A 20,196-nucleotide genomic window follows, 5' to 3' on the forward strand; every position below is an offset into this window, starting at 1 on the left:
TCGGTCTGTATTGAAAATGGATGAATGCCATGGTCAGTCGGCCTTCTGGCGATCTTTGAGCAGGATGAAGAGCAGCAGCAGGCCGCCGAGAATGCGGGTCATGATGCCGGTGGCCACTTCGTGGGGGCTGGCCAGCACCCGCACCAGGGTGTCGCTGGCGAGCAGCATCAGGGCGCCGCACAGGGCGGCAATCCAGAGCGGCACGATGCGATCCCGGCTGAGCCAGGAGGCAAGGATGGGTGCCGCCATGGCGATGAAAACCACGGGGCCGCCGATGGCGGTGCCAAGGGCTGCGACGATGATGGCCTGGGCCAGCACCCCGAGCTGGACCCGGTTCACGTTGACCCCGAGAGTACGGGCGGTGACCGGTCCCAGGCGCAGCACGCCGAGGGAGCGGGAGAGACAGACGGTCCAGGGGCAGATGAGCAGGAGCAGCAGGCTTACCGGCAGCAAGGTGCCATAGCCCTGACCGACGAAGTTGCCCATGTTCCACAGATAGAGGCTGGTGAGGTGCACCAGGGACTGGGTGGACATGACGAACTGGCCGAGGGCGTTCATCAGCTCCGAGACCCCGATGCCGATCACCACGAACAGGTAGCCCTGCTCCCCCGGCTTGTTGCACAGGGCATAGAGCACGACGGCGGCAAACAGGGCGCCGAAGGGGGCGGCCCACCAGGGCCAGGTGCCCAGGGTCAGATAGAGGGAGAAGATGATGATGGCCAGGGATGCCCCCTCGTTGACCCCGATCATGTCCGGGGTGGCGAGGCGGTTTCGCACCAGGGTCTGCACCAGGCAGCCCGAGAGTCCCATGGCGGCGCCGGCTACCAGCACCGCCAACAGGCGCGGCAGTCGGATCTTGAAGACGGTTACCTGATCGAGTCGGCTTCCCTCCCCGAGCAGGGTCTGGATCACCCCCATCATGGTGATCTTGCCGGAACCCAAGGTGAGGGCCAGCAGGGAGAGCAGGGTGAGGGCGACCAGGAGCCCCAGGGTAATGAGCCAGGCGCGGCGGTGCAGCAACAGGGTGTGGCTGCCAAGATGAAGGCAGAGGGTGCCGCTCGGGAGTGAGAGAGAGTTCTTCATGGGCGTGGCACCTTATTTGACGGCCAGCAGGGAGCGGAAGCCGCCGCTGCGCACCACCAGGATGAGCACGGGCGCCCCGATGAGCGCCAGAATGACGCCGTTGGGCAGCTCGTAGGGCTGGATCAGCCAGCGGGCCAGCACATCGGCACCGAGCAGAAAGAGCACCCCGAACAGGGCGGAGAAGCGAACCTGGATGGCGAGGCGAAGCGGCTCCACCAGGCGGGCGCAGTAGGCGGCGAGGAAGCCGACAAAGCCGATGGGACCGGCGATGGCGATGGCGCAGGCGGTGAAGAGCGTTGCGGCCAAGAGCACGCCGATCCGCACCCGGGTGGGGCGGATGCCGAGGGCCTTGGACTGGTGATCCCCCATCTGCATCAGGGTGAGAGGGCGACAGAGCGCCAGGGTCAGCAGCAGGGCGGCCAGGGCGAAGGGGACCACGGTGAGTACCGCTTCCAGACTGGAGGCGGCAAGGGACCCTAAGTTCCAGAAGCGGAACTGCTCCAGCACCACCCGGTTGGAGAGCAGCAGGAAGTTGGAAAGACCGCCGAAGGTGGCGGAGAGGGCGACCCCCACCAGGATGAGCTTGAGGGGGTTGGAGCGCCCCACCATGAGGCCGAGGCCCAGCACGATGAGGTTGCCGAGCAGGGCCCCCATGCCGGACCAGAGCAGATACCCGTAGGCGGATTCGACGCCAAACCAGGTGAGGCCGATCACCAGGGCAAAGACGGCGCCGGCATTGACCCCGAGCAGGCCGGGTTCGGCCAGAGGGTTGCGGGTGGCACTTTGCAGCATGGAGGCCGCCAGGGAGAGTGATGCCCCCACCACCAGGGCTGCCAGGGTGCGGGGCAGGCGCAGGGTATGGACTATCATGGCGAGCTTTTCATCGGCCACGAAGGTGGGATCGCCCATCAGGAAACCGGCGACCTCGCGGCCACCATAGACACCGGCCCCGGTGGCCAGTGACAGACAAATCAGCAGGAAGAGGAGCAGCACGCCGAGCCAGAACAGCCGAGCTTGGTATCTGAGCACTCAATGACTCCTTGAATTCGGGGAGGCAGAAACGCAAAAAGGGAACCCCGCGACCGGGGCTCCCGCATACAGGATGGATTACAGCTTGTAATCGACCCCTGCGTAGACGGTGCGACCTTCCAGGATGAAGTCGGCGTCGGTCGCCACCTCGTCACGCTGGGTGTTGGTGAGGTTGGTGATGCCGAGCTTGAAGTCCAGGGCCGGCGTGACGGTCCACTTGGTGTTCACGTCCAGGGTCTGGTAGTGCTTGGAGGTGAATGCCTGGGCGTTGCGGGCCGGCACCTTGATCACCTGGCTGCCGACATACTGCCAGGCCAGGTTGGCGCTGACCACGTCGCTCGCCTTCCAGTCCAGGCCGATGTTGCCGGTGTGATCCGGGGTCTTGGCCAGATCGTCACCCGTGCTCTTGTCTTCGGAGTCCAGCAGGGTCAGGTTGCCGGTCAGCTGTACGTTGTCCAGCACGTCGAACCAGCCGGTCAGCTCCAGCCCCTTGATGCGGGCCTTCTTGACGTTGAGGTAGGTCATGACGGTTGGACGGTAGCCCGGGCCCCACTGATCGCTCTGGATCAGATCCTCGATCTCGTTGTGGAAGCCAGTCACGCCTGCACCGAAGCGATCGGCGTTGTAGGCGGTGCCAAGCTCGTAGCTGACGGAGGTTTCCGGCTTCAGATCCGGGTTGCCTATCACCTTGCAGGCGCCGCGGCAGGCGGTGGTGGCGAATCCTTCGCTGGACTGGGCCAGGGTCGGGGCCTTGAACGCCTTGCCAGCGCCGCCCTTGATCACCCACTCGTCACTCAGGGAGTAGAGGGCGTAGGCACGGGGGCTGAACTCGTTGCCATAGGTCTCGTGGTGATCCAGACGGCCGGAGAGCGTCAGGGCCAGATCCCCAAAGCCGAACTCGTCTTGCAGGTAGAGGGCGCTCTGGCTCGCATCCACGCTGCCGTTCTGGATGCTGCGGCTGTGCTCCAGCTCGGTCTTGCGGAACTCTGCACCCGAGGTCAGCAGGTGATCCCCGAGGTAGCCGCTCAACTGGCCATCCACCGTGTTGTTGGTCTGGGTGATGTCGGCGGCACCACCGTTGAGCTGGGAGTCATCCATCAGATCGGTCTGCTCGAAGTAGTAACGAGCGCGGCTGTCGAAGTGTTCCCAACGGCCGTTATGGGTCAGCCCCAGGCTCAGGCGATCGAGTTTCTGCACGTTGTGGGGGGTGGCCGGTGCGGTCGGGGCACGGGGCACGTTGTTGAAGTAGCTGTCCATGTCGTTCTGGTTGTAACCCAGATCGAAGTCGATGTCCTGGTTGTCGGCCACCAGCCACTTCAGGCTGGAGAGCACGTTGACCACTTCCCGTTTCTCCAGGGCGTCGGCATCCGGGTTATTGGACTGATCGCTCTTCCAGCGATCCCGCTGATAGCCTTCCACCACCACGCTGCCCAGCAGCTTGTTGTCGATGAGGGCGCCGGAGACGAAGGCGCTACCCTGGTTGGCATCCCCGCCATCTCCCTTGGTGGGCATGGTGTGGGTGTAGCCGACGGCCGCTTCGGTGTTCTCCTTGGCCTGGCGCAGGATCACGTTGACCACGCCGCCGAGGGCATCGGCCCCGTACAGGGAGGAGACGGGACCGCGTATCACTTCGATGCGCTCGATGGCGGCCATGGGGATGGAGCTTAAGTCGAAGTCGTTGCCAAAGGAGCTGCCCAGGGTCTCGCGGGCGTTGACCCGCTTACCGTTGACCAGCAGCAGGGTGTAGTCACCGCCCATGCCGCGGATCTTGATCTCGTTGCGACCCGTGGGGTTGGTGCCGATGATGTTGACACCGGGCACGTGCTTGAGGGCATCGCCGATGTTGTTGACGTTCATCTTGTCCAGATCGGCGCGGGTGACCACGGAGACGCTGGCCGGGGCGGTCAGCTCGGTGTGCTTGGTCTGGGTGGCGGTGACCACCACCGTCTCGTTGGCCTTGACGGACTCGGCCTGGGCCAGGCCCGGTACGGCCAGCAGACCAAGGGAGAGCAGAATGGGGTTCAGTTTAAAGAGGCCGTGCTGCAACTGCATTGTCAAAAACTCCATGGATATAACTGAGGTTATGGGGTCCGGATTCTTCTGATCCGGTGCTCACTGACTTCCTTGTCTGGCGGTGCCAGAGGCAGGATTATTGTTATCTCTTGTGCGCTTCAGGCCCCGGATGAGGAACCAGACACCGGCGCAGGCCACCAGGGTGCACGCAATGTTGATCCAGGCCAGGGTGGGGAAACCGTGCAGGGCGCCCCCCTCGTCGGAGACCAGATATCTGGCGGAGAACAGGCTGCCGAGGCCCGCGGCCACATTGGTGACCGAGCCCTGGAAAGACATGAAGGCGGCGCGCTGGTGGGGGGCCGGAATGGCCGCCGTGACCGCGAGGGTGGTGCTGGCACGGGCGGAGCTCAGGGCCATGAAGAGGGTGAACAGCAGATAGAGAGGCAGGCCTGCCGGCAAGGCAAAGCCCACCAGGGTGATCAGGGCCAGGGCCAGGCTGGTGAGCAGGATGGCGCCCTGGGCGCGGCCCTGATCGATCCAGCCGCCGCACAGGCGCATGGTGGCCATGCTGGCAAGGCCGCCGCACAGATAGAGGCTGGCGATCTGCTCGCGCGGGAAACCCAGGTTGAACTGGAAGTAGTTGGCAAAGTGCGGAATGAGCAGGAAGTGGCCGAACATCTGCAGGCAGAGGATGAAGAGGGCTCCCTGGCAGAGCGGTGACCCCAGCAACTGGCGCATCCCCTGGCCTGCCGGGGCCCGGTTGACCGGCAGGGACGGCAGCCAGATGGCACACAGCAGGGCCAGCAGCAGGCCGCCTGCACCAAACAAGAGGAAGGGGCTCTGCCAGCCAGACCACTGGGCCAGCACGAGGGCCGCGGGCACGATCAGAATGGCGGCCAGGGAAAACGCCATGCCCACGTAGGCGAGACGGCGGCCCCGCTCGGCGGGCGGTACCAGATCCAGCACCGCCGCCATCAGGATGGCCCCCAGGGGGCCGGCCACGCAGCCGGACAGGATAAAGATCAGCAGCAGGGTCTGGCTATCCTCGGCCAGGGCGCAAGCCATCAAGAGCAGGAAGCGCAGGACCAGCAGTACCAGCAGGGCGGGTTTGCGGTTGACCCGATCGAGCCAGGGGGCGGCCAGGAGACCCAGCAGGGCGGCTCCCAGGGTGGCGCCGCCGCTGAAGTAACCTGTCTGCTCCGGCAGCATCCCCAGACGGGTTACCAGTTCCGGGCCAAGGGGCATCACCATCATCATGCAGCCCATGGAGAGCATGTTGATGAGCAGCGCCAGGTGGATGGCGGCAGGGGTGGATGCGACGGATTCTGGCTTCATCAGAGGCTGACTCGAAAAAATGAGTCCGAATTGTATCCGAGGGTTTTTGTTGTGACAACAAATGATAACCATTTTTATTTGTATTGATTGGTATCTTAACGAGTCTTTATCAGGTGCCTCTGTGTGGGGTTGCATACCAGGCCCGTTGCAATCGGGGCGCCATGGACCATGCTGGCAGGAAGCGAGAGGGTGGCGGTGAACGCCGGGAGGAGAAGATGCGCGCTGGATCAGGGTATTGGGGGCTGGGGTGCTGCCTGTTGCTGGCATTGCCCCTGAGGGCCGAAGTGAAGGTCATACCGGTATTCGAGGCGGATGCCGCGGTGCAGACGCTCAAGGAGATCTACCCGGATCTCGGGGTGAGCGCCATGGGCAACCAGCTGGTACTGAGCGGAACCCCCGCCCAGTTGCAGGAGGCCGAGCGTACCCTGGCGCAAGTGAACCAGCCGCCCCAAAGCCTGCTCATCGAGTGGCGGGTGGATGGCGCCTCCAGCAGTCAGCAGGCCGGAGTGGGGCTGGGCCTGGATGCCAAACGGCAGTGGCTGCTGGAGGGGGATGCCCGGCACTATGAACGCAGCCAGAGTGACAACTGGCAGGTGCGTGGCCTCTCCGGGCGGCCCGTGTTGTTGCAGATGGGGTCCTATCAGCCGGTCACCTTTTACCAGTGGCAGGGGGGAAGGGTGGTGGGCATGATGCCGCTGATGAACGGTCTCTACGCCACCGCGACCCTGATAGGGGACAGGGTGCAGGTGGCCCTCAGCAGTGAACAGGCAAGAGTGGAGCGAGGCAACATACACACCGGCCAGAGTGCCACCGAGGTGAGCGGCGCCCCGGGCCAGTGGCTGACGGTGGGGGAGCTTTCCACAACCCAAGGCAGCCGGGAGGCCGCGATCGCCAATCCATCAGGCATGGGCGGAGCCAGCGGCAGCGAACGCCAGACTTTGCAGATCCGGGTCACGCGCCAGTGAACCAGCCTGTCAGTGGGGTTGATCCAGGGCGTAATCCCGCAACTGGCGGCTTCTCAGCAGATACCAGAGCGCCCAGAGGCTGGCGATGAGCACCAGGGCGGTGGACCAGTTGAACGACCACTGCTGCAGATTGAGGCTGTGCAGTTGCATCAGAAGGCCGCTGACGGCAGAGCAGAGCAGCAGCAAGGGGCTGTGGCGTCTGAGCCAGGCTCTGGCACTGTGGGTCTGGCGATGGGTGCCGCCGCAGGCGAGCAGCGCCAGCATGGCGGGCACGTCCGTCAGCAGGCTGACATAGAGGGTGAGCTTGTCCGGGTAGAAGAGAGTCAGGATGGCGCTGCCACTCTCCCGGGTGACCCCCGCCATCAGAAACAGCCAGACCGAGCGGGTCAGCAAGAGGGCGATGGGCCAGAACCAGAGCGGGGGGCGCAACTGGCCGTGATCGTCGTAACGGTGTTCGGGGTAGAGGGTCATGGTGGCCCGGTATCCATTCATGCAGTGCGAGTGATGAAGGGGATATGGGGCACAGGGCAGGCCATTGCAAGGTCAGCAACGGCCGGGAATTAATCGGGGGACCATGCCCCCCAATCCGCAGTCTTTAGTTGCCGGGTTCCGGCGTCACAGCCAGCCTTTTCGCTTGAAGAAGAGACCGGTGCCCAGCGATGACATCACCATCAGCACCAGGGAGAGGGGGTAGCCGTATTCCCAGGCGAGCTCCGGCATGCGGCCGAAGTTCATGCCGTAGATGCTGGCGATAAGCGTCGGCGGCAGGAAGATGACCGCGGCTACCGAGAAGATCTTGATCACCTTGTTCTGCTCCAGATTGGTCACCCCCATGGAGGCCTCCAGCTGGAAGTTGATCTTGTCGAACAGGAACTGGGTATGGGGCAGCAGGGATTCCACGTCGTGCAGCATCTCGTCGATCCACTTGTTCTGCTCCCCTGTCATGCGCTGGCGCAGACTGCGTTTGAGGAAGCGCAGGGCGCGGCGGGTATCGTGCAGGGAGAGACGGATCTGGCCGTTGGCCTCTTCCTGGGCCATCAGCTCCTTGAGCATGGGGTTGATCTGGTCCGGCTCGAAGATCTGATCGGCGGTGTTCTCCAGGGTCTTGTACCCATCCTCGATGAGATCCGAGAGATACTCCACCTTGAGGTTCTGCACCTCCAGCAGGATGTCGAGGGCGTCTTCGACCTCCAGCCTGTCCTGGCGCATGTAGTGGCGCAGCAGACGCACCAGGCCGATGTCATCCTCGCGGATGCTGATCAGCAGGTTGTTGCGCAAGGTAAAAGAGACGTGCACACCCTTGGTGTCGCGACCGATGCGCTGGGGAAACAGGGAGTGGATGTGCAGACCGTCGGTGTCCCAGTAGAAGCGGGCGGATGCCTCGATGTCATCGAGCTCCTCCTTGTCCGGCACCTCCTCCAGGAACAGGCCCGTCAACCATTCTCGCTCCGCAGTGTCCGGCTTGTAGGCATCCAGCCAGACGGTGTTGTCGGGAACGATGTCATCCGGCCCGAGCGTGACTATGTCCAGCACCTTGTTGTTGAGAATGTAGGCGGTGATCATCTGTCCCCCCTTAAGAAGTCATGGGTAATCAGGGATGGTTGCACAGGTTCATGCGGCCTTAGATCGCACGGAAAGCGATCCCATGAAATAGCATAACGAGGCCGATGGACAACCTGAATGCGGCGAACTATACAGGGGCGGGACCCGCTTGTCAGGGCCTATTCATCAGGGGTTCAGCCTGTTCGCTCAAAAAATCGGCGAGGTCGGATCAGCCGTGGCGACCTCGAAACGGGCGATCCCGACGTCGCCTCCTTTGTTCGCCCTGGTGTGGGGGAGGGCCCGGGCTCACCGGCGGGAATGGCGGGTTGCTGGTCGCCCTGCGACAGCCCCCGGCCAAGCGCAGGAAACGGTCTCCGGGCGGTGTTCCGGGGCTGCGTCTCCTTGTTATCTGCTCTGGTGTGCGTGGGCAAGCCTGTTACAGATTGGGGTAGTTGGGGCCCGAGCCGCCCTGGGGCGGCGTCCAGACGATATTCTGGCTGGGATCCTTGATGTCGCAGGTTTTGCAGTGAATGCAGTTGGCGGCGTTGATCTGCAGCCTTGGCCGGGTATCCCCATCCAGGATCTCGAACACCCCCGCCGGGCAGTAGCGCTGGGCGGGTTCGGCCCAGGTGGGCAGGTTGACCTCGACCGGAATGCGCGCGTCCTGAAGGGTCAGGTGACAGGGTTGATCCTCGTCGTGGCTGGTGCTGGCCAGATAGACGGAGGAGAGCTTGTCGAAGCTGAGCTTGCCGTCGGGTTTGGGGTAGTCGATGGGCTGGCAACGGCTGGCCAGGCGCAGCTGGCGGTAATCCGGCTCCTTGTCCAGCAGAGTAAAAGGAGAAGTCAGGGCAAAGAGTCGCTGCTCCAGCCAGTTGAAGGCGCCGCCGAGCCAGGGGCCGAAGCGGTGCAGGGCGGCCCCAACGTTGCGGGCCCTCTTCAGTTCCCGGGTCAGCCAGCTTTGCTGCAGCGCGTCCTGAAACTCGGCCAGATCCCGTCCCCCTTCATCCCCTCCTCGCAGTGCCATGGCGACCGTCGCGGCCGCCACCATGCCGGACTTCATGGCGGTGTGGATCCCCTTGATGCGGGAGAAGTCCAGGGTGCCCGCGTCACAGCCGATGAGCAGGCCGCCGGGAAAGTGCATGCGCGGCAATGAGTGCCAGCCTCCCTTGGTGATGGCCCGTGCGCCGTAGCTGATGCGCTCGCCCCCCTGCAACGTTGCCGCGATGAGGGGGTGGTGCTTGAGACGCTGGAATTCGTCAAAGGGGCTGAGCCAGGGATTCTGGTAGTTGAGATCGACGATAAGGCCGACCGCCACCTGATCCTGGGCCAGATGATAGAGATAAAAGCCCCCCTGACTCTTGTTGCCCTTTCTCTCACCAAGGGGCCAGCCGCTGCCGTGCAGCACTCGGCCCGGTTTGCCCTGGCCGGGAGGGAGCTGCCACACCTCCTTGAAGCCGATGGCGTAATGCTGCGGCTGGGCGCTATTTTCCAGATGGAATCGGGCGATCAGCTGTTTGCCGAGGTGGCCGCGCGCCCCTTCGGCAAACAGGGTATAGCGGCCATACAGGGCCATGCCGGGCACGTGATCCGGCTTGGGGTTGCCCTCCTTGTCGAGACCAAGATCGCCGGTCACCACCCCGCGTACCCGGCCCTCTTCCACGATGAGGGTGCTCGCCGCAAAGCCCGGGTAGATCTCGACACCGAGGGCCTCGGCCTGCTTGCCGAGCCAGCGGCAGAGGGTGCCGAGGCTGATGATGTGGCTGCCGTTGTTGTGCATGCGGGGTGGCACCGCCCAGTGGGGCAGTTGCAGGGAGCGGCTGTCGCTTTGCAGCAGATGGACCTGATCATCCGTCACCGGCACGCCGAGGGGGGCCTCCTGCCAGCTCTCTGGCAGCAGCTCCCTGAGGGCGACGGGATCGAGCAGGGCGCCGGAGATGAGGTGGGCGCCTATCTCGGCACCCTTCTCCAGCAGGCAGACCGAGAGGGCCGGGGCCTGCTGCTTCAATGCGATGGCGGCGCTCAGGCCTGCCGGGCCGCCACCGACGATGACGACATCAAATTCCATTGCTTCGCGTTCCATCTTGCCTCTGCGCTCGACTTGGCCTAGGGTAGTGCTGGTAGTTTACGTAAACGTAAACCACTTTGTCAGCAGAAAAGTGAGTGACGACAAGGTGGACCCACACAACAGGTATGAGGGATGACCGCCATGAAGCTGCTGGTCGCAGTCAAACGGGTCGTTGATTACAACGTCAGGATCCGGGTCAAGGGGGATGGCTCCGATGTGGAGCTCGCCAATGTGAAGATGGGCATCAACCCGTTTTGTGAAATCGCGGTGGAGGAGGTGGTCAGGCTGCGGGAAGCCGGCGTGGCATCCGAGCTGGTGGTGGTGACCTTCGGCCCCGAGGCGGCGGCCGAGCAGTTGCGCCATGCCCTGGCGCTGGGGGCGGATCGGGCGCTGCACTATGTTACCGGCGAGACCCTGACCCCGCTCACCGTGGCCCGGGCCCTGCAAACGGTGTGCGGGCAGGAGCAGCCCGATCTGGTGCTGCTCGGCAAACAGTCCATCGATTCCGACAACAATCAGGTAGGGCAGATGCTCGCCGCCCTCAATGACTGGCCGCTTGCCACTTTCGCCTCCGCCATCAGGCTGGTGGAGGGGGAATTGCAGGTGACCCGCGAGATAGACGGTGGCCTCGAGACCCTCGGCATGGCGCTGCCCGCCGTGGTGACCGTGGACTTGCGCCTCAACGAGCCGCGCTTCGCCTCCCTCCCCAACATCATGAAGGCCAAGCGCAAGCCGCTGGAGAGCCAGCCGTTCGCCGCCCTCGGGGTGGTGCCGGCCGGCCAGACACGGCAGCTCGGGGTGATGGCGCCGCTGGTGCGCAGCGCCGGCATCAGGGTGGGCTCGGTGGACGAGCTGCTGGACAAGCTCAAGCACGAAGCCCGGGTGCTCTGATGGGCAGGGGCATGAGAGGGATGCCTCCCGCAGGCGTGAGCGCCATGCATGGGGCAACGGCCCGGGGGAGCAAGGGATCAATGGATGACATGAAGGTGCTGCCATGAGCGTACTTGTGATTGCGGAACATCATCAGGGGCGGATCGCCGACAACCTGGCCCAGCTGGTCACGGCGGCGGGGCGCCTGGGGGGCGAGGTGCATCTCTTGCTGCTGGGGCAGGGGCTGACGGAGGCGGGGGAGCAGGCCGCCGCCCTCACGGGGGTAAACCGGGTGCTGCTGGCGGAACATCCCATGCTGGCGGAGGGGCTCAACGACGGGGTAGACAGACTGCTCGCCGAGGTGGCCAGGGATTACCAGCACTGCCTGATGGCGGCCAGCAGCCAGGGCAAGGATCTGCTGCCGCGGGTGGCGGCCAGGCTCGGGGTGGAGATGATCGCCGAGGTGACCGGCATCGAGGGGCCCGACACTTTCCTGCGTCCCATCTATGCGGGCAACGCCATCGCCCGGGTGGCGAGCAGCGCCCCCGTCAAGGTGCTCACCGTGCGGCCCACCGCGTTCGCCAAGGCCGGGTCCGGGGAGGAGCGTGCCGTGATGGAATCGCTGCCGGTGGCCGAGGTGCGCTGCCGTACCCGGCTCATCGAGCGGCGTGCGGTGCGCTCCGCCAGACCCGAGCTCGGGGCGGCCCGGGTGGTGGTCTCCGGCGGGCGGGCGCTCGGCTCGAAAGAGCACTTTGCCCTCATCGACGCACTGGCGGACAAGCTGGGGGCTGCCGTCGGGGCATCGCGGGCCGCCGTGGATGCGGGTTATGTCTCCAACGACCTGCAGGTGGGGCAGACAGGCAAGGTGGTGGCCCCCGAGCTCTACATCGCGGTGGGCATCTCGGGCGCCATCCAGCATCTGGCGGGGATGAAGGAGTCCAAGGTGATCGTCGCCATCAACAAGGACGCGGAGGCCCCCATCTTCCAGGTGGCGGACTACGGTCTGGTGGGGGATCTCTTCACCCTGCTGCCGGAGCTCACCGCCAAGCTGTAAATTTGCCACAAAGGGGCGAACAAAGCCGTCCGTGCTGTCTCGCCCCCGTTTCCATGCATATTCTCTGCAAGCCCTGGCCCGTTCAGGGCTTTTGTCTGATGGGTGCCCGGTGGCGCCGGGGCAAAAGGTTGCGCTGGATCCCAAAAAGCCTTTGCCCCCACGGGGGCTGTCGTGTAAAAACGTTCGAGTCACCGATCACACACATCCATTCACGGAAAGCGTCATGAGCAAACAGATTTACAACTTCTGCGCCGGCCCCGCCATGTTGCCGGTTGAAGTCATGGAGCGCGCCCAGCGCGAATTTTGTAATTTCCAGGGGCTGGGAGCCTCGGTCATGGAGCTTTCCCATCGCGGCAAGCCCTATATGGCGGTCGCCGAGAAGGCCGAAGCGGACCTGCGCGACCTGCTGGCGGTGCCGGACAACTACAAGGTGCTCTTCATGCACGGCGGTGGCCGCGGCCAGTTCTCCGCCGTGCCCATGAACCTGCTGGGTGGCGCCAACAAGAAGGCAGATTACCTGGTGACCGGCGTCTGGGCCCAGAGCGCCGTGGATGAAGCCCAGAAATACGGTGACATCCAGACCTTCCAGGGGGTAGCCAAGAACGAGCAGGGGGTCTCCCACCTGCTGCCGACGCCGGCGTTTCGCGCGGATGCCGCCTATGTGCACTACTGCCCGAACGAAACCATCGATGGCATCGAGATGTTCGACATCCCGGCCACCGGCGATGTGCCCCTGGTGGCGGATCTCTCCTCCACCATCCTCTCCCGTCCCCTCGACGTGAGCCGCTTCGGCATCCTCTACGCCGGTGCCCAGAAGAACATAGGCCCCTCTGGTCTGGCCATCGCCATCGTGCGCGATGACCTGCTGAACCAGGCCCGCGCCGATGTGCCGTCCATCTTCGACTACCAGCTCACCGCCAAGAACGACTCCATGTTCAACACGCCCCCCACCTACGCCTGGTACCTGGCCGGTCTGGTGTTCGAGTGGCTCAAGGAGCAGGGTGGCCTGGCGGCGATGGAAGCACGCAACAAGGAGAAGGCCGACTTCCTCTACGGCTACCTCGATCAGTCGAGCTTCTATGGCAACAAGGTGGATGTGGCCTGCCGCTCCCGCATGAACGTGCCCTTCCAGCTGAAAAACGAGGCCCTGGACAAGCTGTTCCTGGCGGAGTCGGAAGCGGCCGGTCTGCTGGCCCTCAAGGGACACCGCATCGTCGGTGGCATGCGCGCCAGCCTCTACAACGCCATGCCCCTGGAAGGGGTCAAGGCCCTGGTCAGCTTTATGGATGACTTTGCCAAACGCCACGGTTGAGGCGTGTCTCCCCATTGCCAGACGCCGGGGACTCCCCGGCGTCTGTTTTTCAGACCCATCCTGACCCAGGCTACCCTCTCCCGCGGTCGTGCCACTGTCGAACTTGCCGCGGGGGACGCGGGCTGTTAACGTCCGGTCAGGTGATTTAATTGAGATCGAACAGGAAGTCTATGAATTCGTTGCGTTTGGAACCCATTTCTAGCGTGGCCGGGGTGGTCAATCTGCCCGGCTCCAAGAGTGTCTCTAACCGGGCCCTGCTGCTGGCGGCCCTGGCCCGGGGCACCACCCGGCTGACCAACCTGCTCGACAGCGATGACATCCGCCACATGCTGGCGGCGCTGACCCAGCTCGGCGTCAAGTACAAGCTCTCCGCCGACAAGACCGAGTGTACCGTGCACGGTCTGGGTCGCAGCTTCGCGGTCTCGGCGCCGGTCAACCTGTTCCTCGGCAATGCCGGTACTGCCATGCGCCCTCTGTGCGCCGCCCTGTGCCTGGGCTCCGGCGAGTACACCCTGGGCGGCGAGCCGCGCATGGAAGAGCGCCCCATCGGCCACCTGGTGGATGCCCTGCGCGAAGCGGGTGCCCACATTCAGTACCTGAAGAAAGATGGCTATCCGCCCCTGGTGGTGGATGCCAAGGGGCTCTGGGGTGGCGATGTCCACATCGACGGCTCCGTTTCCAGCCAGTTCCTGACGGCGTTCTTGATGGCGGCCCCCATGGCGGCCGGCGACACCCGCATCCACATCAAGGGGGAGCTGGTCTCCAAGCCCTACATCGACATCACCCTGCACATCATGAAGCAGTTCGGGGTGGTCATCGAGCACGACGACTACAAGGTGTTCTACATCAAGGGCAACCAGACCTATGTCAGCCCGGGGGACTTCCTGGTGGAAGGGGATGCCTCCAGCGCCTCCTACTTCCTCGCGGCGGGCGCCATCAAGGGCAAGGTGCGGGTTACCGGCATCGGCAAGCACAGCATCCAGGGGGACATCCACTTCGCCGACGTACTGGAGAAGATGGGGGCCCGCATCACCTGGGGCGATGATTTCATCGAGGCCGAGCAGGGGCCGCTCAGGGGCATCGACATGGACATGAACCACATCCCGGATGCGGCCATGACCATCGCCACCACGGCGCTGTTTGCCGAGGGCACCACCACCATCCGCAACATCTACAACTGGCGGGTGAAGGAGACCGACCGACTGCACGCCATGGCGACCGAGCTGCGCAAGCTGGGCGTGGAAGTGGAGGAGGGGCACGACTTCATCACCGTGATCCCGCCCGCACAGCTGACCCACGCGGCCATCGACACCTACAACGATCACCGCATCGCCATGTGCTTCTCCCTGGTGGCGCTCTCCGATACGCCGGTCACCATCAATGATCCGGGTTGCACCTCCAAGACCTTCCCGGACTACTTCGACAAGCTGGCCAGCGTCAGTCAGGCCTGAGCCCTTTCGGCCCGCTTCGTGCGGGCCTTTTCATCTCTGGCCCCCGCTTTTTTCATGCCTCCTAGCAGCATTATGCAAACTTGCAAGGTGCGATAATAAAATTCCTTGTCGAAGAATGTAATTTTCTATTTACACCGACCCGGCACAGGGCTAGATTGAGATCTCTTTATCGCAGTCATCTAGCAGGAAACTTGGTCATGCAGCATCAAACCGACGACGTTCGTATCAGTGAAATCAAAGAGTTATTGCCCCCGGTTGCGGTGCTTGAGAAGTTTCCGGCGACCGACACCGCCTCGGCCACCGTGTTTGAATCCCGTCAGGCCATCCACAACATCCTGGCCGGCGACGATGATCGTCTGCTGGTGGTGATCGGCCCCTGCTCCATCCACGATCCGGTCGCCGCCCTGGAATACGGCAAGCGCCTCAAGGTGCTGCGCGACGAGCTGAAAGATCAGCTGGAGATCGTGATGCGGGTCTACTTCGAAAAACCCCGTACCACAGTGGGCTGGAAGGGGCTGATCAACGATCCCTACCTCGACAACAGCTGCCAGATCAATGACGGCCTGCGCCTGGGTCGCAAGCTCTTGCTGGATCTCAACGACATGGGGCTGCCGACCGCCTCCGAGTTCCTCGACATGATCACCCCGCAATACGTGGCGGATCTGATGAGCTGGGGTGCCATCGGCGCTCGTACCACCGAATCCCAGGTACACCGCGAGCTGGCCTCCGGTCTCTCCTGCCCGGTGGGCTTCAAGAACGGCACCGACGGCACCATCAAGGTGGCCATTGACGCCATCGGCGCCGCCAGCGCCCCGCACCACTTCCTGTCGGTGACCAAGTACGGCCACTCCGCCATCGTCTCGACCGCTGGCAACCCGGACTGTCACATCATCCTGCGCGGTGGCCGCGAGCCCAACTACAGCGCCCGTCACGTGGATGAGGTGGTGAGTGGTCTGGACAAGGCCGGTCTGCCCCAGAAAGTGATGATCGACTTCAGCCACGCCAACAGCAGCAAGCAGTTCAAGAACCAGATGCTGGTGGCCGAGGACGTGGCCGGTCAGCTGCGTGCCGGCAGCAAGGCGGTGTTCGGCGTCATGGTGGAGAGTCACCTGGTGGAAGGGCGTCAGGATCTGGTGGACGGGTGCGAGCTCACCTTCGGCCAGAGCATCACCGACGCCTGCATTGGCTGGGCCGATACCGAGGTGCTGCTGCGCAACCTGGCGGACGCCGTGGCCGCTCGCAACGCCCTCTGAGCCCAAGGCGCCCCGTTGGCGGGGCAATAAAAAAGCGCGACCCTGGGTCGCGCTTTTTGTTTGGCCATCTCTCGGCAGGTCGCGGTTTACTTGGCCCGCTCCTGGTGGCCGCGCAGGCGGATGTTGATCATCTCCACCACCAGCGAGAAGGCCATGGCGAAGTAGATGTAACCCTTGGGAATGTGCAGATCCAGCCCTTCGGCCATCAGGGCGACCCCGACCAGAATAAGGAAGGAGAGGGCCAGCATCTTGATGGTGGGGTGGGTATCGACGAAGTCGCCGATGGCCTTGGCGGCAAACATCATGACGCCGACGGCGATGATGATGGCCAGCACCATGACAGGGACATGATCCGCCATGCCCACGGCGGTGATGACGGAGTCCAGGCTGAAGATGATGTCGAGGATGGCGATCTGCACCAGAGTGGACAGGAAGCCCACGGTCTTGCTCACCACACCCGCCTCTTCGGCAGCCCCTTCCAGGCTCTGGTGGATCTCGTGGGTGCTCTTGGCGATGAGGAACAGACCCCCCACCAGCAGGATGAGATCCCGTCCCGAGATGGCTTCCCCCAGCACGGTGAAGAGGGGCTCGGTGAGGCGCATCACCCAGGCCAAGGAGAGCAGCAGCAGGATGCGGGTGCCCATGGCGAGCCCCAGCCCCAGGATGCGCGCTTTCTGGCGCTGGGCTTCCGGCAGACGACCCACCAGGATGGAGATGAAAATGATGTTGTCGATGCCGAGCACGATCTCGAGCAGGGTCAGGGTGGCGAGCGCGACCCAGGCGGAGGGGTCCGCAATCCATTCCAGCATGATTGAACCTTGGTTGAACAGTGATTGAGGTAGAAGCCGCGCATTTTAGCAGGGGGTCATGGCTTGTCCCAGTGGCGGGAAAAGATAAAAATGGCGGCGATCCAACAGGAGGGAAACATGTTTCGATTAGGGCTCATCATCAACCCCGTCGCCGGAATCGGCGGGGCAGTCGGTCTCAAGGGCAGTGACGGCATGGTCGCCGAGGCGCTGGCGCGCGGGGCCGTCCCCAAGGCCCGGGAGCGGGCTCGCCAGGCCCTGTTGCCCCTGTGCGAGCTGACCACCCCCTTCGAGCTGCTGACGGTGGCCGAAGAGATGGGGGCCGACCTCGCCGCCGAGCTGGGGTTGCCCCATCGCATCGTCCATCGGCCTGCCGGGGCGCAGACGAGCGCCGAGGACACCCGGGCTGCCGCCCTGGCCCTGCGCGATGCCGGGGTGGAGCTGCTGCTCTTCGCCGGTGGCGATGGCACCGCCCGTGACATCTGCGCGGCGGTGGGGGAGTCCTGCCATGTGCTCGGTATCCCGGCGGGGTGCAAGATCCACTCCGGGGTCTACGGGGTGACGCCGGCGGCGAGTGGCCGGGTGGCGGCCAGAATGATCGCAGGGGAGCTTCTGAGCCTGGTGGATGCGGAGGTGATGGACATCGACGAGGAGGCGTTTCGCGCCGGCAAGGTGCGCGCCCGCCATTACGGCCAGTTGCTGGTGCCCGGGGATCTGCGCTACGTGCAGGCGGTCAAGCAGGGGGGGCGGGAGTCCGAGGAGCTGGTGCTCGCCGATCTTGCCGCCGGCGTGGTGGAGCAGATGGAGCCCGATACCCTCTACCTGATGGGGTCGGGGAGCACGGTGGCCGCCTGCATGGGGGAGCTGGGTCTGGAAAATACCTTGCTCGGTGTGGATCTGGTGGAAAATGGCCGGCTTATCGGGCAGGATCTCAGCGCCGCCGAGATCCTGACCCGGATCCGCGGCCGTCGCTGCCGTCTGATCATCACCCTGATCGGCGGTCAGGGACATCTGTTCGGGCGCGGAAATCAGCAATTGAGTCCAGACGTGATCCGGGCCGTCGGGCGCGAGCATATCCAGGTGCTCGCCACCAAAGCCAAGCTGGCGGCGCTAGAAGGCCGTCCGCTGCTGGTGGACACCGACGATCCGGCACTGAACCGGTCGTTGAGTGGTTATCTGCGCATAACCACGGGATACAAGGATCAGGTCATCTACCCGGTGGCCAACCCGGAATAGGACATCAAGGATGCGGCTGGCCTGGCGCCAGAGAGCCGCGATCAACCGGATCGCGGTTCCACTCCCCGAATTTTTTGCCGGCAACCCCGGAAATGAGGCTGCGTTAAATGACGATTCACGATTTTGAACACAAGTTGTTGGGACTGATCGACGCCATGGTCGCCACGGCCAGCGAAGACGAGCTGTTTGCGGGTGGCTATCTGCGAGGGCACATCTCCCTTGCGGTGGCGCGCGCCGAGCTGGAGGGCAAGACCCTGGTGCGGGACGTCAAGAGCTATGTGCTGCGCAGCCTGAACGAGGCCATCTTGCAGGGTGAGCTCTCCGAGCAGGACGAGGTGCTGGTGCAGGAGATGTGGAAGCGTCTGCAGGCCCAGGCGGAAGCTTGATCCCATTCGCAGTTCAAACACAAGTTTAAGTAATCTGCTTCCCTGAGTGTTATCAAAAGGTTAATAATGAGGCTCGCCTTTTGTTTCAGGGATTAAACCATGGCCTCCACCTCACGCATTGCCACCAGACTGCCGCTCGAGATGCTCTATCACTGGGAGCGGCAGTGTCCCGACCGAATCTATCTGCGTCAGACCATCCACCGCGAATACGTCGACTTCACCTGGGGTGAGGTTGCCGACGAGGCGCGGCGCATGGTGACGGCACTGCGCGCCCTGGGCCTGGAGCCCGGTGACAAGGTGGCCCTGCTCTCCAAGAACTGCGCCCAGTGGTTCATCGCCGATCTGGCGATGCAGATGGGGGGATACGTGAGCGTGCCCATCTACCCCACCGCCAACGTCGACACCATCGAATACGTGCTGCGCCACAGCGAAACCAGGGCGATCTTCGTCGGCAAGCTGGACGACTGGAAGAGCCAGGAGGCGGGGGTGCCCGGGGATCTGCTGCGTATCGCCCTGCCTTACGACACCATGCCGGCCGCCCACCAGTGGGACGATCTGCTGGCGCAATACGACCCCATCCCGGACAGCCCGGTGCAGGCGCCGGATGCCCTGCTGAGCCTGGTCTACACCTCCGGCAGCACCGGCAAGCCCAAGGGGGCCATGCTGAGCGTGGAGCGCTACGCCTGGTCCTGCGAGAAGCTGGTGGAGGCGGTCTCCCTCACCGCCGAGGATCGCGGTTTCTCCTACCTGCCCCTTGCCCACATCACCGAGCGGGTCTACATCTACGGCGGCAGCCTGTTCAGCGGTGCCACCATCGCCTTCCCCGAATCCCTCGACACCTTCATCGAGGACGTCAAGCGCTGCCGTCCCACCGTCTTCATTTCGGTGCCGCGGCTCTGGGCCATGTTCCGCATCAAGATCCACGAGAAGCTGCCCCAGAAAAAGCTGGCGCTGCTGCTCAAGATCCCCCTCGTCTCCAGCCTCATCAAGAGCAAGCTGCAAAAGGGGCTGGGGCTGGATCAGGCGCGGGTGCTGGGCTGCGGCTCGGCGCCGGTGGCCCCGGCGCTGCTGGAGTGGTACCACAGCATCGGCCTCGAGATCACCGAGGCCTGGGGCATGACCGAGAACCACGCCTACTCCACCCTCAACTACCCCTTCCGGGCGGACAAGATAGGCACCGTCGGCAAGGCCGGGCCCGGGGTGACCATCAAGATCTCCGACGAGGGGGAGATCCTCTGTCGCTGCGACGGCATGATGGTGGGCTACTACAAGGATCCCGAGCACAGTGCAGAGGCCATCGACGCCGAGGGCTGGCTGCACACTGGTGACATGGGCAAGCTGGACAGGGAGGGTTACCTCACCATCACCGGCCGCATGAAGGACGTCTTCAAGACCGCCAAGGGCAAGTACGTGGCCCCGGTGCCCATCGAGGGGATGCTCGGGCAGGAGCCCATCATCGAGCAGCTCTGCGTCATCGGCTACGGCATGCCGCAGCCGGTCGCCCTGGTGCAGCTCGCCGAGAGCGCCATGAAGGGGGACAAAGCCGGGGTGGAAGCCCAGCTGGAGGCCGCCCTCAATCGGGTCAACGACAAGCTGGAATCCCATGCTCGCCTGCGGGGCATCCTGGTGGTCAAGAGCCCCTGGAACATCGAGAACGGGGTGCTGACCCCCACCATGAAGATCCGCCGCCACCTGCTGGAACAAAAATACGCGGACATCGGCGAGCGCTGGTCCGGCAGCCAGCGCATCCTGTGGGAGTCCTGACAGGGGTCGGTGCCGCCATATGGGCCACATCA

17 protein-coding genes are annotated in these 20,196 nt (G+C 64.0%); 9 read left to right on the top strand and 8 right to left on the bottom strand.

Annotated features, from left to right (window positions below):
* Positions 1-33: 33 nt before the first annotated feature.
* The 4 genes from I6L32_RS15600 to I6L32_RS15615 form a co-directional block, all read right to left on the bottom strand.
* Positions 34-1,083, bottom strand: a complete 1,050-nt coding sequence (locus I6L32_RS15600) for an amonabactin ABC transporter permease subunit 1 (RefSeq protein WP_128313921.1) — start codon at positions 1,081-1,083, stop codon at positions 34-36.
* Positions 1,084-1,095: 12 nt separating this feature from the next.
* Positions 1,096-2,112, bottom strand: coding sequence for an amonabactin ABC transporter permease subunit 2 (locus I6L32_RS15605; protein WP_128313920.1), 1,017 nt, complete (start codon positions 2,110-2,112; stop codon positions 1,096-1,098).
* Between the two features lie 78 nt (positions 2,113-2,190).
* On the bottom strand, positions 2,191-4,164 hold the full coding sequence (locus tag I6L32_RS15610; RefSeq protein WP_042017256.1) for a siderophore amonabactin TonB-dependent receptor: 1,974 nt from the start codon (positions 4,162-4,164) through the stop codon (positions 2,191-2,193).
* 60 nt (positions 4,165-4,224) lie between these two features.
* Positions 4,225-5,460, bottom strand: a complete 1,236-nt coding sequence (locus I6L32_RS15615) for an MFS transporter (RefSeq protein WP_128313919.1) — start codon at positions 5,458-5,460, stop codon at positions 4,225-4,227.
* A 215-nt stretch (positions 5,461-5,675) separates the two neighbouring features.
* On the opposite strand from I6L32_RS15615, the gene I6L32_RS15620 reads away from it, so the two are divergent.
* Entirely contained in the window at positions 5,676-6,425 is a 750-nt protein-coding gene (locus I6L32_RS15620; protein WP_041212937.1) for a hypothetical protein, read from the top strand.
* Between the two features lie 9 nt (positions 6,426-6,434).
* Here the strand turns inward: I6L32_RS15620 and I6L32_RS15625 are convergent, their stop codons facing one another.
* The 3 genes from I6L32_RS15625 to I6L32_RS15635 all read right to left on the bottom strand — a co-directional run bounded on the left by I6L32_RS15625 (position 6,435) and on the right by I6L32_RS15635 (position 10,047).
* Positions 6,435-6,896, bottom strand: a complete 462-nt coding sequence (locus I6L32_RS15625) for a DUF2919 domain-containing protein (protein ID WP_128313917.1) — start codon at positions 6,894-6,896, stop codon at positions 6,435-6,437.
* A 144-nt stretch (positions 6,897-7,040) separates the two neighbouring features.
* On the bottom strand, positions 7,041-7,988 hold the full coding sequence (gene corA / locus I6L32_RS15630) for a magnesium/cobalt transporter CorA (protein WP_005301617.1): 948 nt from the start codon (positions 7,986-7,988) through the stop codon (positions 7,041-7,043).
* A 415-nt stretch (positions 7,989-8,403) separates the two neighbouring features.
* Entirely contained in the window at positions 8,404-10,047 is a 1,644-nt protein-coding gene (locus I6L32_RS15635) for an electron transfer flavoprotein-ubiquinone oxidoreductase (protein WP_216944133.1), read from the bottom strand.
* Positions 10,048-10,173: 126 nt separating this feature from the next.
* On the opposite strand from I6L32_RS15635, the gene I6L32_RS15640 reads away from it, so the two are divergent.
* The 5 genes from I6L32_RS15640 to aroG all read left to right on the top strand — a co-directional run bounded on the left by I6L32_RS15640 (position 10,174) and on the right by aroG (position 15,972).
* A complete protein-coding gene (locus tag I6L32_RS15640) occupies positions 10,174-10,923 on the top strand; it encodes an electron transfer flavoprotein subunit beta/FixA family protein (protein ID WP_216944134.1) in 750 nt (249 codons plus the stop codon).
* Between the two features lie 103 nt (positions 10,924-11,026).
* Positions 11,027-11,956 carry an electron transfer flavoprotein subunit alpha/FixB family protein gene (locus tag I6L32_RS15645; protein ID WP_042017251.1) on the top strand — a complete coding sequence of 310 codons (930 nt, stop codon included), beginning with the start codon at positions 11,027-11,029 and terminating at the stop codon, positions 11,954-11,956.
* A 223-nt stretch (positions 11,957-12,179) separates the two neighbouring features.
* Complete coding sequence (gene serC, locus I6L32_RS15650; RefSeq protein ID WP_010674452.1) at positions 12,180-13,268, top strand: 3-phosphoserine/phosphohydroxythreonine transaminase; 1,089 nt, start codon at positions 12,180-12,182, stop codon at positions 13,266-13,268.
* Positions 13,269-13,438: 170 nt separating this feature from the next.
* Positions 13,439-14,719, top strand: coding sequence for a 3-phosphoshikimate 1-carboxyvinyltransferase (aroA, locus tag I6L32_RS15655; protein WP_128297467.1), 1,281 nt, complete (start codon positions 13,439-13,441; stop codon positions 14,717-14,719).
* A 197-nt stretch (positions 14,720-14,916) separates the two neighbouring features.
* Positions 14,917-15,972: a 3-deoxy-7-phosphoheptulonate synthase AroG gene (aroG, locus tag I6L32_RS15660; protein ID WP_041212942.1), complete on the top strand. Its 1,056-nt coding sequence runs from the start codon at positions 14,917-14,919 to the stop codon at positions 15,970-15,972.
* A gap of 86 nt (positions 15,973-16,058) precedes the next feature.
* On the opposite strand, the gene I6L32_RS15665 is transcribed toward aroG, so the two are convergent.
* Positions 16,059-16,781: a TerC family protein gene (locus I6L32_RS15665; RefSeq protein WP_128314060.1), complete on the bottom strand. Its 723-nt coding sequence runs from the start codon at positions 16,779-16,781 to the stop codon at positions 16,059-16,061.
* Between the two features lie 117 nt (positions 16,782-16,898).
* On the opposite strand from I6L32_RS15665, the gene I6L32_RS15670 reads away from it, so the two are divergent.
* The 3 genes from I6L32_RS15670 to I6L32_RS15680 all read left to right on the top strand — a co-directional run bounded on the left by I6L32_RS15670 (position 16,899) and on the right by I6L32_RS15680 (position 20,164).
* Positions 16,899-18,014 (top strand): ATP-NAD kinase family protein, encoded by a 1,116-nt coding sequence (locus tag I6L32_RS15670; RefSeq protein WP_128314061.1) that lies wholly within the window; start codon positions 16,899-16,901, stop codon positions 18,012-18,014.
* Between the two features lie 107 nt (positions 18,015-18,121).
* Positions 18,122-18,400: a YfcL family protein gene (locus I6L32_RS15675; RefSeq protein WP_010674457.1), complete on the top strand. Its 279-nt coding sequence runs from the start codon at positions 18,122-18,124 to the stop codon at positions 18,398-18,400.
* A 99-nt stretch (positions 18,401-18,499) separates the two neighbouring features.
* The gene (locus tag I6L32_RS15680) at positions 18,500-20,164 is read left to right on the top strand and encodes an AMP-binding protein (protein ID WP_128314062.1); all 1,665 of its coding nucleotides are present in this window, start codon (positions 18,500-18,502) and stop codon (positions 20,162-20,164) included.
* Positions 20,165-20,196 lie beyond the last annotated feature (32 nt).

This window comes from Aeromonas sp. FDAARGOS 1402 (assembly GCF_019046925.1).
Classification (GTDB): domain Bacteria; phylum Pseudomonadota; class Gammaproteobacteria; order Enterobacterales; family Aeromonadaceae; genus Aeromonas; species Aeromonas caviae.

Coding starts and splice junctions, on each gene's coding strand:
- I6L32_RS15600 (WP_128313921.1), bottom strand. CDS start 1,083: ATGAAGAACTCTCTCTCACTCCCGAGCGGCACCCTCTGCCTTCATCTT.
- I6L32_RS15610 (WP_042017256.1), bottom strand. CDS start 4,164: ATGCAGTTGCAGCACGGCCTCTTTAAACTGAACCCCATTCTGCTCTCC.
- I6L32_RS15615 (WP_128313919.1), bottom strand. CDS start 5,460: ATGAAGCCAGAATCCGTCGCATCCACCCCTGCCGCCATCCACCTGGCG.
- I6L32_RS15620 (WP_041212937.1), top strand. CDS start 5,676: ATGCGCGCTGGATCAGGGTATTGGGGGCTGGGGTGCTGCCTGTTGCTG.
- I6L32_RS15625 (WP_128313917.1), bottom strand. CDS start 6,896: ATGACCCTCTACCCCGAACACCGTTACGACGATCACGGCCAGTTGCGC.
- corA (WP_005301617.1), bottom strand. CDS start 7,988: ATGATCACCGCCTACATTCTCAACAACAAGGTGCTGGACATAGTCACG.
- I6L32_RS15635 (WP_216944133.1), bottom strand. CDS start 10,047: ATGGAACGCGAAGCAATGGAATTTGATGTCGTCATCGTCGGTGGCGGC.
- I6L32_RS15640 (WP_216944134.1), top strand. CDS start 10,174: ATGAAGCTGCTGGTCGCAGTCAAACGGGTCGTTGATTACAACGTCAGG.
- I6L32_RS15645 (WP_042017251.1), top strand. CDS start 11,027: ATGAGCGTACTTGTGATTGCGGAACATCATCAGGGGCGGATCGCCGAC.
- serC (WP_010674452.1), top strand. CDS start 12,180: ATGAGCAAACAGATTTACAACTTCTGCGCCGGCCCCGCCATGTTGCCG.
- aroA (WP_128297467.1), top strand. CDS start 13,439: ATGAATTCGTTGCGTTTGGAACCCATTTCTAGCGTGGCCGGGGTGGTC.
- aroG (WP_041212942.1), top strand. CDS start 14,917: ATGCAGCATCAAACCGACGACGTTCGTATCAGTGAAATCAAAGAGTTA.
- I6L32_RS15665 (WP_128314060.1), bottom strand. CDS start 16,781: ATGCTGGAATGGATTGCGGACCCCTCCGCCTGGGTCGCGCTCGCCACC.
- I6L32_RS15670 (WP_128314061.1), top strand. CDS start 16,899: ATGTTTCGATTAGGGCTCATCATCAACCCCGTCGCCGGAATCGGCGGG.
- I6L32_RS15675 (WP_010674457.1), top strand. CDS start 18,122: ATGACGATTCACGATTTTGAACACAAGTTGTTGGGACTGATCGACGCC.
- I6L32_RS15680 (WP_128314062.1), top strand. CDS start 18,500: ATGGCCTCCACCTCACGCATTGCCACCAGACTGCCGCTCGAGATGCTC.